At 59.4% G+C, this 15,805-nt stretch carries 11 protein-coding genes; 4 read left to right on the plus strand and 7 right to left on the minus strand.

What is annotated here, in order from left to right; all coding sequences use genetic code 11:
* The first annotated feature begins 268 nt into the window (after positions 1-268).
* Both cmoA and cmoB read left to right on the plus strand, forming a co-directional pair.
* On the plus strand, positions 269-1,048 hold the full coding sequence (gene cmoA / locus ACCC96_RS21135) for a carboxy-S-adenosyl-L-methionine synthase CmoA (protein WP_018927038.1): 780 nt from the start codon (positions 269-271) through the stop codon (positions 1,046-1,048).
* The gene (cmoB, locus tag ACCC96_RS21140) at positions 1,045-2,001 is read left to right on the plus strand and encodes a tRNA 5-methoxyuridine(34)/uridine 5-oxyacetic acid(34) synthase CmoB (RefSeq protein WP_413696810.1); all 957 of its coding nucleotides are present in this window, start codon (positions 1,045-1,047) and stop codon (positions 1,999-2,001) included. The genes cmoA and cmoB overlap by 4 nt, the downstream gene beginning before the upstream one ends.
* 35 nt (positions 2,002-2,036) lie before the next feature.
* On the opposite strand, the gene tadA is transcribed toward cmoB, so the two are convergent.
* The 7 genes from tadA to treP form a co-directional block, all read right to left on the minus strand.
* A complete protein-coding gene (gene tadA, locus ACCC96_RS21145) occupies positions 2,037-2,534 on the minus strand; it encodes a tRNA adenosine(34) deaminase TadA (protein WP_018927040.1) in 498 nt (165 codons plus the stop codon).
* Positions 2,534-3,910, minus strand: coding sequence for a multicopper oxidase family protein (locus ACCC96_RS21150; RefSeq protein WP_413696811.1), 1,377 nt, complete (start codon positions 3,908-3,910; stop codon positions 2,534-2,536). Before ACCC96_RS21150 ends, tadA begins: the two co-directional genes overlap by 1 nt.
* A 420-nt stretch (positions 3,911-4,330) precedes the next feature.
* A complete protein-coding gene (locus tag ACCC96_RS21155) occupies positions 4,331-4,621 on the minus strand; it encodes a PTS glucose transporter subunit IIB (RefSeq protein WP_413696812.1) in 291 nt (96 codons plus the stop codon).
* A 2-nt stretch (positions 4,622-4,623) separates the two neighbouring features.
* Complete coding sequence (gene ptsP / locus ACCC96_RS21160; protein WP_413696813.1) at positions 4,624-7,152, minus strand: phosphoenolpyruvate--protein phosphotransferase; 2,529 nt, start codon at positions 7,150-7,152, stop codon at positions 4,624-4,626.
* 62 nt (positions 7,153-7,214) lie between these two features.
* Positions 7,215-8,438: a maltoporin gene (locus ACCC96_RS21165; protein WP_413696814.1), complete on the minus strand. Its 1,224-nt coding sequence runs from the start codon at positions 8,436-8,438 to the stop codon at positions 7,215-7,217.
* 93 nt (positions 8,439-8,531) lie between these two features.
* Positions 8,532-10,181, minus strand: coding sequence for an alpha,alpha-phosphotrehalase (treC, locus tag ACCC96_RS21170; protein ID WP_413696815.1), 1,650 nt, complete (start codon positions 10,179-10,181; stop codon positions 8,532-8,534).
* 41 nt (positions 10,182-10,222) lie between these two features.
* Positions 10,223-11,665, minus strand: coding sequence for a PTS system trehalose-specific EIIBC component (gene treP / locus ACCC96_RS21175; RefSeq protein WP_258671072.1), 1,443 nt, complete (start codon positions 11,663-11,665; stop codon positions 10,223-10,225).
* 237 nt (positions 11,666-11,902) lie between these two features.
* Here treP and treR point away from each other — a divergent pair, with 237 nt between their 5' ends.
* Together treR and ACCC96_RS21185 are read left to right on the plus strand one after the other, a co-directional pair.
* The gene (treR, locus tag ACCC96_RS21180; protein WP_019647781.1) at positions 11,903-12,607 is read left to right on the plus strand and encodes a trehalose operon repressor; all 705 of its coding nucleotides are present in this window, start codon (positions 11,903-11,905) and stop codon (positions 12,605-12,607) included.
* 99 nt (positions 12,608-12,706) lie between these two features.
* A complete protein-coding gene (locus ACCC96_RS21185) occupies positions 12,707-15,748 on the plus strand; it encodes a membrane-targeted effector domain-containing toxin (RefSeq protein ID WP_413696816.1) in 3,042 nt (1,013 codons plus the stop codon).
* The last annotated feature ends 57 nt before the right edge of the window (positions 15,749-15,805 follow it).

Here is a 15,805-nt window from a genome sequence, read left to right on the forward strand (position 1 = left end):
GGGGGGCAATGGGGGTTTGGGGGGGTCGGGGTACCCCAATAACCCGCGGTTATTCGGGGGGCGGGGGTGGTTGCCCCGGGGGGGCTGCGAAGCAGCCCCAACCCAGGCGACACCAACTTCCCAGACAAAACCCACTTACCGGATGACGACTGCTGCGCAGCCGAGCGCGAGCAAGCTCCCTCGCCACAACAGCATGTCTCTGCGTTAACCGAGGTTAGTCCGGCGGTTTATCAGCAAACCCGCGCATCCCCGCGCCAAGTTGGCTAAAATGCCGGCCTTTTCCACCTACACCGCTGGAACCGCCGTGAGCAAAGAATCCGATCGCCTTTTCGCCCAGCCTTTGGCCCAGGTGCCTGACTTCGCCTTTAACGAGGACGTGGTGCGGGTGTTCCCGGACATGATCAAGCGCTCGGTGCCGGGTTATCCGACCATCGTTGAAAACCTCGGCGTGCTCGCCGCGCAATTCGCTCAGCCAAACAGCGTGCTCTACGATTTGGGTTCGTCGCTGGGCGCTGTGACCCAGGCCTTGCGCCGCCACGTGCGTACCGACGGCTGCCGCGTCATTGCTGTGGATAACTCCGCGGCCATGGTCGAGCGTTGCCGCGAATACCTCAACGGCCAGGACTCGATGTTCCAGGAGTTGCTGCCGGTGGAAGTGATCGAAGGCGACATCCTTGCCCTGGAATTTCAGCCAGCCTCGGTGGTGGCGCTGAACTTCACCCTGCAATTCATCGCCCCGGACCAGCGCACCGCGCTGCTCGCGCGTATCCGCCAATCGTTGCTGCCCGGTGGCGCGCTGATTTTGTCGGAGAAGCTGCGCTTCAACGACCCCGAAGAACACGCGTTGCTCACTGACCTGCACGTGGCCTTCAAACGCGCCAACGGCTACAGCGAACTGGAAATCGCCCAGAAGCGCAGCGCCATCGAAAATGTCATGAAGCCCGACAGCCTCGAAGAACATCGCGAACGCCTGTTGGCCGCCGGTTTCTCGAAAGTCGTGCCGTGGTTCCAGTGTCTTAACTTTGCCTCGTTGATTGCCTTGCCATGATTGATTTGTCCCCCCTCGCCCGCCGTCTGTCCGGTACTCCGCTGGCCGAATGGGCCAACACCCTGCAAGTGCAACTCGACAAGAAAATGGAAAAAGGTCACGGCGACCTGGAGCGCTGGCAGAGCGCACTGGATGCGTTGCCGAAGATCCAGCCGAGCGAAGTCGACTTGTTGAACGGCCTTAAACTGGACACCGATTGCGACGATGAAACCCGCGCGCAAATGCGCACCGCGCTGATGGGCTTGTCACCTTGGCGTAAAGGGCCGTTTGACCTGTTCGGCGTGCATGTCGACACCGAATGGCGCTCGGACTGGAAGTGGTCCCGGGTGGCTCCACATCTGGACCTGAAGGGCAAACGCATCCTCGATGTCGGCTGCGGCAACGGCTATTACATGTGGCGCATGCTCGGCGCCGGGGCCGACAGCGTGATCGGCGTCGACCCCAACTGGCTGTTCTTCTGCCAGTTCCAGGCGGTGCAGCGTTACCTGTCCGAACCCAATGCCTGGCACCTGCCCTTCCCTTTCGAAGACCTGCCGCCGAACCTGGAAGGGTTCGACACAGTGTTTTCCATGGGCGTGTTTTACCACCGCCGGTCGCCGATCGAGCATTTGCTGGCGCTGAAGGATTGCCTGGTCAAGGGTGGTGAATTGGTGCTGGAGACGCTGGTAATCGAAGGCGATCAACAGCAGGTATTGGTGCCGGAAGACCGTTACGCGCAGATGCGTAATGTCTGGTTCCTGCCGTCGGTGCCGGCGCTGGAACTGTGGTTGCGTCGCGCCGGGTTCAGCGATGTGCGTTGCGTGGATGTGAGCATGACCACGGTCGAGGAACAACGCGGGACGGAGTGGATGAAGTATCAGTCGTTGAGCGATTTCCTTGATCCGGATGATCACAGCAAAACGATCGAAGGGCTGCCGGCGCCGATGCGTGCGGTGATTGTTGCCCGCAAGTAAAAGCTTCGCGGGCAAGGCGGCCTACCTGTCGCCGCCTAATCCGCTGGCTTGGCCCTACGGGCCTTGAAGAATTCGCTCAACACTGCCCCGCACTCCTCGGCCAACACCCCGCCTTCGTACAGCACCCGGTGATTCAAAAAGCCCTGGGTAAAAAACTGCCCCTGGCTCTGCACAATTCCGGCCTTGGGCTCCAGCGCGCCATACACCACCCGCGCAATCCGCGAATGCACGATCAGCCCGGCGCACATGCTGCACGGCTCCAGCGTCACGTAAAGCGTACTGCCCGGCAGGCGATAGTTGCTGGCGGCCTGGGCGGCGGCGCGGATCGCGACCATCTCGGCGTGGGCGCTGGGGTCATTGCCGCTGATCGGGCAATTGAAACCGCGCCCGATGATTTCACCGTCCTGCACCAGCACAGCACCCACCGGCACTTCACCCAGCGCCGCGCCTTCGGCGGCGAGGGCCAGGGCTTCGCGCATGAAATCACGATCACGGCTGCGGTCGATAATCGCCGCGGGGCGTATCTGACGCATCACGCCACCTCGATGGCGGCCATCAGGCCGGTTTCCATGTGGTCGATCACATGGCAGTGGAACATCCAGACGCCCGGGTTATCCGCCACCAGCGCCACTTGCGCACGCTCGTTCTTGCCCAACAGGTAAGTGTCGGTGAAGTACGGGATAACCTTGTGCCGGTTCGAAGAAATAACCTTGAAGCTCATGCCGTGCAAATGGACCGGGTGCTGATACTGAGTCATGTTTTTCAATTCGAAAATATAGCTTTTGCCCTTTTCGAGCTTGGCAATCGGTCGGTCGGCGCAGGTCTTGTCGGTGATGTCCCAGGCCTTGCCGTTGATCTGCCACAGGCTGGGCGGCTTGCCGTTGTCGACGTTGACCGACACCGAGCCCACCCATTCAAAATTGAAGTTGAGTTTCTCGGCATTGGCCAGGTCCGGCTCGGCCACCGGGTTGGCGGGCAGCGCTGGCGGCCATTCGGTCGGCGCGTCGGTATTGGCCACTGAGCGCAAGGTGCCCAGGCGTACCGGACCGTTTCGCAGCGACAGTTCTTCGCCGGCCGGCGGAGCCTTGATTGCCAGGCAAATGCGCATGCCCGGGCCCAGCCAGTATTCCTTGCCCAATGGACGTGGCTCGATGGGATTGCCGTCCAGCGCGTAGATCTGCGCTTCGACGCCGGGGATGTTGAGGCGATAAGTCAGGGTGTTGTCGAGGTTGAGCAGGCGTACGCGGGTGATCTGCCCGGCAGGCAAGTCGATCACCGCTTGCGAGACGCCATTGATGGTCGACAGGCGCCCGGCCGTACCGCCACGGGCCGCTTCGCGAGGAATGCTGAACGGCACGAAAGCACCGATTTCATCGACATGCCAGCTCTTGAGGCTCAAGGTCTTTTCGTACTTGAAACCGGTGGGCTCGCGCTCTTCGATAATCAGCGGACCGACCAGCCCGCGACCGAGTTCTTCGCTGCTGTTCACGTGCGGGTGATACCAGTAGCTGCCGGCGTCGGGCACGCGGAATTTGTAGTCGAAGTATTCGCCCGGCAGTACCGGCAATTGCGACACGTAAGGCACGCCGTCCATTTCCAGCGGCAGGCGGATGCCGTGCCAGTGAATGGTCGTCGCCACCGGCAGGTGGTTGATAAAGCGCACCCGCAGCCATTCACCCTGACGCACACGCAATTCAGTGCCCGGCGCCGAGGGGCCGAACGCCCAGGCCTCGGTCTTGTGCCCGGATACCAGCTCGACATCCAGCGGAGCGGCGATCAGCTCATAGTCATGGCCGGCCTCAGCGTCGGCCATCTTGCCCAGCCAGTAACGCGACGCGCCACCGGCCCCCACGCCAACCACCACAAGACCGGCCAGACCACCGAGTATTTGTCGACGGGTAAAGGACATGAACTCAACTACCTCACGTATCAGCCACAGGCGCGGTGCCTGCAAAAGGCGAATACGATACACCTGCGGTTGAGAAACAGTAAGGGCAACCTAGGGACGCACATCACCTGTGGCGAGGGAGCTTGCTCCCGCTGGGCTGCGGAGCGGCCCTAAAATCAGCAATCCGGTTTTGTCAGGCAGACCGCGGTGTTTGGTTTGGCGACTGCTTCGCAGTCGACCGTGGCGATGCGGCGGTCCGACGAGCCCCCTCGCCACAGAGTCTTGTAGTGGTCCCAGGTTTCTGGGGCTGCTGCGCAGCCCAGCGGGAGCAAGCTCCCTCGCCACAAGAGCAAGATCAAAAGATCGCAGCCTTCGGGGGCTGCATCGCGACCCAACGGGGCGATGCGGCGGTCCGACAAGCCCCTCACCACAAAGCTCCGGTTATGGCTGCAAACCGGTGAGCAGATGCACCACTCCACCGTCCAGCATCATCACGCCTGGCACTCCAGCCGCCGTCAACGCCTGCCGATCCATCCGCGCCACATCCCGTAACTCCACCCGCATCCTGGTCAGCGCCACGGGCTGATGTGACTTGAGGTTATCCGCACCGCCCAGTGCGGCCACGACATTTGGTGCCAACCCGGAAACGGCTTGAGTCACCGCTTTCGGCTCATCCACCACCAGGTCCGGGGTCAACGCTTTCCAGAACGCCCGCTGCATTTTCTCGAACATGCTCAGTTCTCCAGAACCAGTGAAGTATCGACCGTGGCCTCGTGGTGCAGCCGCAATGCCTCGCGTACCTGCTCGGCACTTTCCAGCCCCAGCACCTGCTGGGCGATAGCCTGACAGTCCAGCAGGTCCACTTCGCGAACCGCCGCCTTGATCGCCGGAATCAACGGCACGCTCACCGACAGCTCATCCACGCCAAGCCCCAGCAACAACGGCACCGCCAGATGTTCCGAAGCCAGGGCGCCACACACCCCAACCCATTTGCCATGGGCATGGGCGGCTTTCACGGTACCGGCGATCAAGCGCAGCACCGACGGATGAAAGCTGTCAGCCTGGCTGGCCAGCCGCGGGTGATCGCGGTCCATGGCCAGGGTGTACTGGGTCAGGTCGTTGGTGCCGATGGAGAAGAAATCCACCTCGGGCGCAAACAGATCAGCCATCAGCGCCGCTGCCGGTACTTCGATCATGATCCCCAGTTTCGGCAGTTCCGTGAGCCCTGCTGCCAGCGCTTCCTCTTCAAGCAGCTGACGGGCCAGCCGCAACTCCGACAACTGCGTGACCATCGGCAACATGATGTGCAAGCGAGCCAGCCCGGCGCTACTCAGGATCGCCTTGAACTGATCGCGCAGCAGCTGCGGACGCTCCAGGCACAAACGAATGCCGCGCATACCCAAAAACGGGTTGGTTTCGCGGTCCATCGGCACGTAGGCCAATGGTTTGTCACCGCCGACATCCAGGGTCCGCACCACCAGGTTACGCGCCGGCCCCAATGCTCGGGCGATGGCGCTGTAGGTGGACGCTTGCTCGTCATGGCTCGGCGCATGGTTGCGATCCAGATACAGAAACTCCGAACGCAACAGACCGACGCCCTCGCCGCCCAGCGTCATGGCCTGTTCGGCTTCGGCCAGCGAAGCGATGTTGGCGGTGATTTCAACGTGATGACCATCGCGGGTACAGGCAGCCAGCGCGGCATTTTCCAATTCATATTGCCGGCGTTTCTTTTGTCGCTGACGATTGGCTTGCAACTGCTCGATGGCGGCCAGCTCGGGATCCAGCTGCAACTCGCCCTGGTCGGCATCGAGCAAAACCCGGGTGCCATTGGCCAGTGCCAGCACCTGAACCGGCAAACCGCAGATCGCCGGCAAGCCGAAGGCCCGGGCGAGAATCGCCACGTGGCTGGTGGCACCACCGCCGACCGTCGCGAACCCCAGCACCTTGCGCGTGTCCAGGCCAGCTGTCTGGGAGGGCGTCAGTTGCTCGGCAATCAGAATCGCCCCTTCCGGCAACTCCATCGCCTGATCCTCTACGCCGAGAATCAACTTGAGCACCCGTTGACCAACGTCGGCCAAATCCGCTGCCCGTTCGGCCAGCAAGGCATTGCCCAGTTTTTTGAACAAGGCGGCCGTCGATTCGGTGGCCGCCCGCCAGGCGAAACCGGCGCTTTTGCCGGCGTCGATCAGTGCCAGGGCCTGATCCAGCAGGCTTGGGTCTTCGAGCAGTTCCTGATGCGCCTTGAAGATATCTGCCTGGGCATCACCCGAGGCCTGCTCACGCAACTGCTGCAGGTCCAGGACCGCCGTCGCCAACGCCTGGGACAGGTGCTCACGCTCAACTTGTGCGCCCCGACCGGATTCAATGACTTCAAGGGTCTGCTGCGCAATCTGCACCACCTGACCAAAAGCCGACCCTGCCGATGCACAGACGCCGCGCAGCACCTTCAGCGATGAGGCTTCAGCGGCAACCGGCTCAACCTCTGCCATCACCGTCACGGCTTCCCCGCAACCTGCGGCCAACAACTCGGCCAGGGTCTTGATCGCTACTTCGGCATCCGCGCCCGCCGCGCTGACCTGCACAATGTCGCCGTGAGCGGTCTGCAACGCCATGATCGCCACCAGGGATTTGGCGTTCGCGCTGTCCTGCTGTTTATGCAGGTAAATACTCGCCGAAAAACCTTTCGCTGCCTGGGCAAACACCGCCGCAGGGCGGGCGTGCAAACCATTGAGATTGGGCAGCGTCAGCGGTTTGGAGAACAGTGCCTCGCCCTCCTCCGGCTCATCGGCCGCTACTTCAGACGGATTCAAACTCAGCAGCAACTGACCACTTTCCACTACGCCCGCTTCAGGCGTCAGCCAAGTGAACGGCTCACCGCTGACCACCAACATCAAGGTCAACAAACTGCGGGCGTTCAAGGCAATGTAATCGGCATCGAACTCAATCAGCTCTTGCCCCACCTCAACCCGCTGACCTTCCTCCACCAACCGGGTGAAGCCCTTGCCGGCCAGGTTCACAGTGTCGAGGCCAATGTGCATCAACACCTGCACGCCGTTGTCGTCGGTGATGCTGATGGCATGCCCGCTGGCCTGCACATTGCTGATCACTCCAGCCAGCGGCGCGCACAAGGTGGACGAGGTCGGGTCGATGCACAGACCGTCACCGATCACACGACTGGAAAACACCTGATCGGGCACTTGGTCCAGCGGCATCAGCACGCCGGACAAGGGTGCCAGCAGTTGCAATTGTTGGGGTGTGGCCATGACGTCACCTGCTGTTTTGTTCTTTGAAGTGCCGATGGAGCGCGAGGCCCCGACAGCATCGCTTATTTCCACCAATACTCGACCTGCAATCCGACGTTCGAACCGTGCCGCGCCGTGCCGAAGGCGCCGGTGTCGGATAACGCCGAACCCGCCGCCAGTTCATTGGCCGCCCGTTTGGCCGCCTCGTTCCAGCTGGCATAGGTGTAATACAGACGCACTTCCGGGCGCGCCCAGAAATCCGGGCCCTTGGGTGACCAGGTCGGAGCGATGGTGAACTTGCTCAGTTTGCGCGTGCCGCCTGTGGCCTCGACCTGATCGTGGCCCAGCTCGGTCACCAGTTTGATTTGCTCGGTGATCGCATAGGCCGGGCGAATCCCGAGGGAAATCCAGTTCTGGTCAGCGCCGTCGGGGCGAATGTCCTTCTGATAAACCGCCTCGACCTGCCCGCCGAAGCGCGGCGTCACTTGCCAGTCGAAGAATTCCACCACGCGATAGCTTTTACTGCTGTCGTCCAGCTTCACGTTACCGGTATAGCCCAACCCCGTGCCGGGGCCTTCGCCGTACTGAAAGGCCAGTTTGTTCTTGCCGCCCAGAAAGCCCTTCTGCACATGCTGGGTGGTGATCGCCCAGCCACGGTGAGCGTCACGGCTGTCGGGTTTGTCGATGTAACTCAGACCGAACTCCAGCTCACCGCCAGGGTTGGTGTTGAAACCGGCGACGTTGAAATCGTGACGGTTGATGTAGTCCTTCTGGTACAGGTTGTCCTTGCGCGAGAAGGCGTAGCTGTACTTCAGATCGCCGATCAGCACGTCTTCGATACCACCGCCGGTGGCGCTCTGGTTCCAGTAGTAGAAGTCGGAAATATGAATGTCGTTCCGTTTGTAGTAACGCCGACCGGCCCACAGCGAACCACCATTGAGGCTGGGCATGTTCGACCATTGCGCATACAGCTGCGGCATACGCACCGAGCCGTTGTCGCCGTTGAACGTCAGGTCCTTGTCGTACTGGTTATACAGCGATGCCATGCCGTCGACGCTGAGCACCGAACCATCGTCCAGGGTGTACAGATCCTGGCGCAATTCAAGTTCAGCGTACTGCTCACATTCGTTACCCAAGCGGTATTTGGTCTGCGCTCCCGGTAGCTGGAAACACTGCTGTTTACCGCTGTTAACCGAGGTCCCGACGCCGCTGCGCAAGTAGCCGGCGAATTCCAGCGCCTGGGCTGACAGTGGTAGTGCCAGGCACACGCCCGCCGCTACAAGACTGCGATTTATTGTTGTTTTCAAGAACCACCTCATTATTTTTATTGTGTGATGCAGCAAAACCGGCGCGCAAAACTCCCCCGCGCAGTGTTCTGCGTGTTGTTCGAAACAGTGTTTTTAAATGTTGGTCAGGTGCAGAACGAACGACTCATAGGGCCGTAAAAAGACCTGCCGATGTCGTGGCGGACAGTCCGGGTAATTGCTGATCACCAGGCGTTGTGCCATCGCTTCGCTGATCACCTCCGGCGGCAGTTCAACTTCGCACGGTGTGCCATAAAAGTTGTTCAGCACCAGCAAACGCTCACCATTGCCTTCACGCACGTACGCCCAGATTTGCCTGTGTTCAGGCAACAACTGCCGGTACACGCCATCGGACATCAGCGCTTCACTGCGGCGCAGGGCAATCAGCTGACGGTAGTGATGCAGCACCGAATCCGGGTCGTCGAGTTGGTGGGCGACGTTGATTTGCGCGGCATTGGCCGGCACTCCGATCCACGGCTCGACAGCGCTGAAACCGGCGTTCGGCTCGGCGCTCCAGTGCATCGGCGTGCGACTGTTGTCCCGGGACTTCTGCATGATCGCCGCCATGTTGTCGGCGTCGCTGGCACCGGCCTCGCGCTTGAGCCGGAAGATGTTCAGAGTCTCGACATCGCGGTACTGATCGATGTGATCGAACCCCGGATTGGTCATGCCCAGCTCTTCACCTTGATACACAAACGGCGTTCCCTGGAGGAAATGCAACGCGGTGCCGAGCATCTTCGCCGACACCACCCGATGCTCGCCGTCATCACCAAACCGCGAAACCACCCGCGGCTGGTCGTGGTTACACCAGAACAGCGCGTTCCAGCCACCGCCGGCCTGCATGCCGGTCTGCCAGTCGGAGAGGATGCGCTTGAGTTCGAGGAAATCGAAATCGGCGCGAATCCACTTTTGCAGGTTCGGGTAATCAACCTTCAAGTGATGAAAGTTGAAGGTCATCGACAGCTCTTTCGACTCCGGCCGCGAGTAGCGAATGCAGTGTTCCAGACTGGTGGACGACATCTCGCCGACGTTGATCAGGTCATGACCTTCGAACACTTCGCGGTGCATCTGCTGCAAGTACTCATGGACGTTCGGGCCATCGGTATAAAAGCGTCGACCGTCAGTGTTGTCCTCAGGGAAATCCGCCGGTTTGGAAATCAGGTTGATCACATCCAGACGGAAACCGCCCACGCCTTTGTCGCGCCAGAACCGCATCATCTTGAAGACTTCAGCGCGCACCCTGGGGTTGTCCCAGTTCAGGTCGGCCTGCGTGTGATCGAACAAGTGCAGGTAATACTGGCCGGTCTGGGCTTCGTACTCCCAGGCCGAGCCGCCGAACTTGGATTCCCAGTTATTCGGCTGGTCGCGCCAGATATAGAAGTCGCGGTAAGGGCTATCGAGGCTGCAGCGGGCCTGCTGGAACCAGGTGTGTTCGATCGAGGTGTGGTTGACCACGATGTCGAGCATCAGCTTGATCCCGCGCTTGGCGGCTTCGGCAATCAGCAACTCGCAGTCAGCCATGGTCCCGTAACTCGGGTCGATGGCGTAGTAATCGCTGATGTCGTAACCGTTGTCACGCTGGGGCGAACGCAGGAACGGCGTAATCCACAGGCAATCGACACCCAGCCAGTGCAGGTAATCGAGCTTGGCCACGACGCCGAGCAAATCCCCCGTGGGGTTGCCGGCGTGGCTGTGAAAACTCTTCGGGTAGATCTGGTAGATCACCGAACGTTGCCAGTCTTGCATGGCGGGTTCCTTTTTGAATATGTACGGGCGAATGCGATCTATCAGGCGACCCGATACCCAGGCCGGACAATCTTCATGCTCAACCCGCAGGTCAGAACAAACGGCACGACCATGGCAATCACCATTCCGATCACGAACATCGGAATGAACTGCGGGATGATCGAGATGAAACCGGGCAAGCCGCCAACGCCGATCGCCGAGGCCTGGACCTTGTTCAGCGACAGGAAGATGCAGCCCAGGGCCGAGCCGGTCAGGGCCGCATAGAACGGAAACTTGTAGCGCAGGTTGACCCCGAACATGGCCGGTTCGGTGATGCCGAAGTAGGCGGAAATTGCCGAGGTCGAGGCCATGCTTTTGTCCCGCACATTGCGGGTCATGTAGAACACTCCCAGTGCCGCGCTGCCCTGGGCGAGGTTGGACATGACGATCATCGGCCAGATGAACGTGCCGCCCTGGGTGGAGATCAGTTGCAGGTCGACTGCGAGAAACATGTGGTGCATGCCGGTGATCACCAGTGGTGCGTAGAGCAGGCCGAAAATCGCCCCGCCAACCATCGGCGCCAGGTCGAACAGGGTGACTACGCCTTCAGTGATGAGAATCCCCAGATGGCGGGTCACCGGACCAATCACCGCCAGCGCCAGCACACCGGTGACGACGATGGTGGTGATCGGCACCACCAGCAACTGCACCGCATTAGGCACCCGTGCCCGCAGCCATTTTTCGATGACGCTCATCACATAGGCCGCCAGCAGTATCGGCAGGATTTGCCCCTGATAACCGACTTTCTCGATCTGGAACACACCGAGGATGTCGAAGTACGGCAAGCTCTGCCCCTCAAGCCCGGCCACCGCTTTGCCGTAGTTCCAGGCGTTGAGCAGATCCGGGTGCACCAGCATCAGGCCGAGCACAATGCCGAGGATTTCGCTGCCGCCAAAGCGCTTTGCCGCCGACCAGCCCACCAGCGCCGGAAGGAACACGAAGGACGTGTTGGCCATCAGGTTGATCAGGCTCCAGAGCCCGTCAAGCTTCGGATAGGCGTCCAGCAGGGTCTTGCCCTCGATGAACATGCCCTTGGCGCCGAGCAGGTTGTTGATGCCCATCAGCAGGCCGGCAATGATCAGCGCCGGGAGAATCGGCATGAACACGTCGGAAAACACCCGCACCAATCGCTGCATGGCGTTGATCTTGTCGGCGCTTTTCTGTTTGACGTCGGCGATGGTCGAGACGGCGAGACCGGTCTGTCGGCGCAGCTCGGCGTAGACCTTTTCCACTTCGCCAGGGCCGATCACCACCTGGAACAGGCCGCCGGTATAGAACGAGCCCTTGACCAGATCGATCTGGTTCAGCGTGGCGCTGTTGACCAGGCTCGGGTCCTTGAGGGCCAAGCGCAGCCGTGTGACGCAATGCGCGGCCTGCTCGAGGTTGTCGCTGCCACCGAGGCTGTGCAGCAGCTCGGTGACGATGTTCGGATAGTCATGGCTCATGCTTGTTCTTCCGCTGTAGTTTTTTGTTATTGGCAGCACGCCGAAGCGAAAAATACTCGTCTGTACGAGTTAAAGCAACAACTCGTACAGACGAGTTTGATTTTGTTTATCCTGAACCCGACAGGCGGCGATATTTCCTACCTCCGAAGTCAAAGAAACCCAAAGCCGCATGGACAAACCCCTACCCTGCCCTTAAGGTTCAAAACCTTGAGCACAACGCGGCACAGAGCCATCCCCATGAGTAAATACAACCAGATCTACAGCGATCTGCTTGCCAGCATCACCACCGAACGTCTGGAACGCGGCGCCCGATTGCCTTCCGAAACCGAACTGATGGACAGCTATCAAGCCAGTCGCGGCACCGTGCGCAAGGCCATCGAGCAATTGCAGGAGCGTGGCTTCGCCCAGAAAGTCCACGGCAAAGGCACCTTCGTGCTGTCCACCAACCCGATCGAGTTTCAACTAGGCGGCATCGTCAGCTTCCAGGAAACCTACCCGCGACTGGGCAACGACGTCAGCACCGAAGTGGTCGAGTTCACCCAGATTCCCCTCGAAGGCCCGCTGCTCGAACACATCAAGGCCGAAGAGGGTAGCCTGATCACCCGGATCAAACGCGTGCGGCGGATCGACGGCAAACGCGTGATCCTGGACATCAACCATTTCGTCAGCGACGTGATTCCCGGCTTGTCCCGCGACATCGCCGAGCACTCGATCTACGCCTTCATCGAGCAAACCCTGCAACTGCAAATCGCCTACGCCCAGCGCACCATCGAAGCGGTGCCCCGCAGCAAGGACGACCAGCAACACCTGGACCTCGACGGCCAGAGCCATGTGATTGTGGTCAGCAACCAGACCTTCCTGCAGGACGGTCGTCAATTCGAATACACCGAATCGCGGCATACCCTCGACAAGTTCTACTTTTCGGACGTGGCCCGGCGCTGACCCTACCTTCTTATCAATCACGTTTGGGCATAACTATGTAGTGCACTTGCTTTGACTAAATGGGTAATCCTCACGGCCCATTTCTCAAGGAGCGAGAGCATGCCTGTTGATCAGAGTACTGAAGCGTTACCCAATGCTGCCGACAAGGAACAGCTTAAAACGATTGCCCCCGTCATCGTCGCTGCCTGCCCGGGCCTGCAAGAAGAAGCCCATGCGGTGGCCAGCGAAATACTGAAAAAACATGGCATCACCGACAGAGACCCGGATCAGGTCTGGTGGCATCGTTTTGACAATACCTCGGTCAGTAACGACCAGACATTCCTGGGGTGGGAACACTACCCAAAACCCATTGAGTCATTGACCTTGACGCAGCTGGTCATTCACCGATACCGCGTTACCGATCAAGACGACGCCCTCGAGCTGAACGGTAATGGCGGCTTTTACTCCGAAGATGCAAACGCCAGCATTTTCAACGAAACCAATGAAGTGCGGATGTACCCCAGCAAGGTCCTCGCGGACCTGTGGGAGATGAGCCTCAGTGACCGCTACCTGAACAAACTGAATGCCTTCTGGACCACTCATTTCGATGACTTCCGGACCTTGGCCAAATGCAATTACCTCACCAAAGCCGTCGAGGCTCGGCAAAACGGCCAACTGGAAGAAGAAGATTTTCAGACTGTCGTCAGGGCCGTCGTCAGTGAACCAGTCTGGCCGATCACCTTGGCAACGTTGCAGGCCGAATCCGCCGCCCCTACAGGTATCACCATGTGCGCCCTGGATGTAGCTGGACATGTCGCAACCGATATTTTGCGCATTGTTGCCGGCAACGGTAGGCAGATCACCTACGTTCCCGGCGCGCCGCAAGCCTTTCACGTGCACCCGACACCGACGGATATGCACTGGTGGATGCTGCTTCAAATGAACGAAGAGCAAGCCCGCAGCGAATTCATGACCCATTTCCCGCTGTCGGTACGCAAGGAAGTCCACGACAACATCACCCCGCTGATGAATCAGTTGGTCGGCACCTGGGGTAAATACGATCACCACTTGATCAATCAGAAAAACATCACTATCAGCGGCGATGCGTTCATCTGGCAGAGCCGGGCCGTCCAGGGTTCGATGCTGGAAGAGATTGATCTGTCGCTCGTGTCCAATGGCCAAATGCGCAAACAGCTTTGGCTGGGTTATCTAACTGTCGGCCTGCACGTTTTCGGTCCATTGGCCATACTCGGCTGGCCTATCGCGTTGCCGGTGATCGGGGCCAGCATCGCGGCAATGGGCTTGAACATCGACAAAGCGGTCAATGGCAATACGGCGGCGGAACGCAAGGCCGGTATCATCGGCGCGGTACTCGATGGCATTAATACCCTGTTCAACATCCCGCTGCTCAAGGAAGTCAGCGTATTGGAGGAAGCGGGCGCTTCGGTCGACGCGGCCGAAGCGGCTGAGATGGCGGATCTGAGGGCCTCCGCTAATCCTGATAAACCTGTCGGCGCGCAAGCCCCACAAGCGTCCGATGATTCGCAGGGGATAATTCGTCAACTTGAAGAGTTCACTCCCCTGCCGAAGGAGTCCGGGCAATCTGTTGAAGTACCGGAACACTGGCAAAGCAATGAGATTCTGGAAAGTCAGGCCCCTCTCGCCACAAGCGGCAAGTTCCAGGGCATCCACTCGCTGGAATCCAACCCTTCTACCGCCATCCTGATGAATGACCAGGCTTACTACGTGCGGTACGAAGCCGACGTTAACGGCGGCGGCACGTGGGCTATCATCGATCCGGAAAATCCATTCGCCTCGACTGGGTCAATTCCGGTACGCCTGAATGCCGAAGGTGAATGGGAGTTGGCACCAAACGCCGGCTTGAAAGGAGGCGGGAAGGATCTCGTCAAACCCGTTCCAGGAACCTCCCAGGGGACCACTCACTCTGCGCCCGAACTTCGCAGCCCCTTGACGAAATACGATACCTCCAATGGGCAGTCAATGAACTTCCTGGCGTTGGGCAAGCAAGAGACGCATATCAAAATCGTTTATCTTCCCGACGGAAGTATCAAAGGTGTGTCCACTTACGAACGTTTTGTCGCCGAACATCGCGCTGCACTCATAGCGGATGCACGCACATTCCATTCCCCAAGAGACTTCTTTGCCTCATTGCCTGCACGCCCAGTGCAACCCGTCATCACGCCATCTGTGACCGTCCCGGAACTCATTCAAAAAGTATTCGATAGCTCACCTGGCCTGGTCATTGGTGAAAGTCAGGATCGCGTTGCCAGCATGCGGTTTCTCATCGAAAACATGCAGACGCTGGCCCGACAAGACGTCAAGACGATCTATATGCATCGTCTGCTCAACGACTTTAATCAGGTCGACCTGGATGCCTTCGCTAAAACCGGGAAGATGCACGGCATGCTGGAAAAGTACCTGAACCAGCTGGCAAGCAATTCTTCCGGGCAGTTCACTCCAATTGAAGTCGTAAAAACAGCTCGTCAGTACGGCATTCGAATCCAGGCTACCGATTGCCTTGCCAGTTACAGATACGAAGGTGCCCCCTTGGGCGGTGTCAGGGAGCAAGCTATCAAGAACTACCTTACCCACACCATTATCCAGACCAATGAAGCCTACAACGGCCCCGGAAAATGGGTGGTGCTGACCGGCCAGGAAAACACCAACACCTTCGGGGGCATTGCCGGCATCAGCGAAATGGAAGGAGGTATCGGAGTGCGAATTGAGGAAGTCAGCCCTGACCAGAGTCTGCACATCGAAATAGACAATGGCATAGAGGTAGGACGTGATGTTCCTCCAACCCAACCGCAAATGCGTGGCGACTTTGACACCTTGTATGCCGACATAAACCTGCAAATGCCAACACCGATCCTTCAACGAACACCCGACGAAATCGATCGGCTCCTGTTCCGCCAGGGCATGTTCACCATCGGAAAATCAAACGAAATCTGGACGTTGATTCATCGCAGCAGGACCAACCAGATTGTGCGGACAATGATTGAGCGAACCGGGGACGGCCGCTTTCTGATCAACCGTCCCGCCTGGGCCGATGTGCATCAGGTCAACTACCCGAATCTGATCAGCCTTGCGCGAGCGCTCAGCCGCATGGGCATGGTACTCGAGGGGCGACTACCTGTGTAATCAGACAACCTCGGAGCCTGATACGCAAAAGGCCCTGTAAACTCGCGTTCACAGGGC

Origin of the sequence: Pseudomonas sp. Pseusp11 (genome assembly GCF_047304405.1) — a bacterium.
Classification (GTDB): domain Bacteria; phylum Pseudomonadota; class Gammaproteobacteria; order Pseudomonadales; family Pseudomonadaceae; genus Aquipseudomonas.

What these genes read in the sequence shown, in the direction of transcription:
- treR (WP_019647781.1), top strand. Translation starts at nt 11,903, where the DNA reads ATGAGTAAATACAACCAGATCTACAGCGATCTGCTTGCCAGCATCACC.
- ptsP (WP_413696813.1), bottom strand. Translation starts at nt 7,152, where the DNA reads ATGGCCACACCCCAACAATTGCAACTGCTGGCACCCTTGTCCGGCGTG.
- ACCC96_RS21150 (WP_413696811.1), bottom strand. Translation starts at nt 3,910, where the DNA reads ATGTCCTTTACCCGTCGACAAATACTCGGTGGTCTGGCCGGTCTTGTG.
- cmoB (WP_413696810.1), top strand. Translation starts at nt 1,045, where the DNA reads ATGATTGATTTGTCCCCCCTCGCCCGCCGTCTGTCCGGTACTCCGCTG.
- treP (WP_258671072.1), bottom strand. Translation starts at nt 11,665, where the DNA reads ATGAGCCATGACTATCCGAACATCGTCACCGAGCTGCTGCACAGCCTC.
- cmoA (WP_018927038.1), top strand. Translation starts at nt 269, where the DNA reads ATGCCGGCCTTTTCCACCTACACCGCTGGAACCGCCGTGAGCAAAGAA.
- tadA (WP_018927040.1), bottom strand. Translation starts at nt 2,534, where the DNA reads ATGCGTCAGATACGCCCCGCGGCGATTATCGACCGCAGCCGTGATCGT.
- ACCC96_RS21155 (WP_413696812.1), bottom strand. Translation starts at nt 4,621, where the DNA reads ATGTTCGAGAAAATGCAGCGGGCGTTCTGGAAAGCGTTGACCCCGGAC.
- ACCC96_RS21185 (WP_413696816.1), top strand. Translation starts at nt 12,707, where the DNA reads ATGCCTGTTGATCAGAGTACTGAAGCGTTACCCAATGCTGCCGACAAG.
- treC (WP_413696815.1), bottom strand. Translation starts at nt 10,181, where the DNA reads ATGCAAGACTGGCAACGTTCGGTGATCTACCAGATCTACCCGAAGAGT.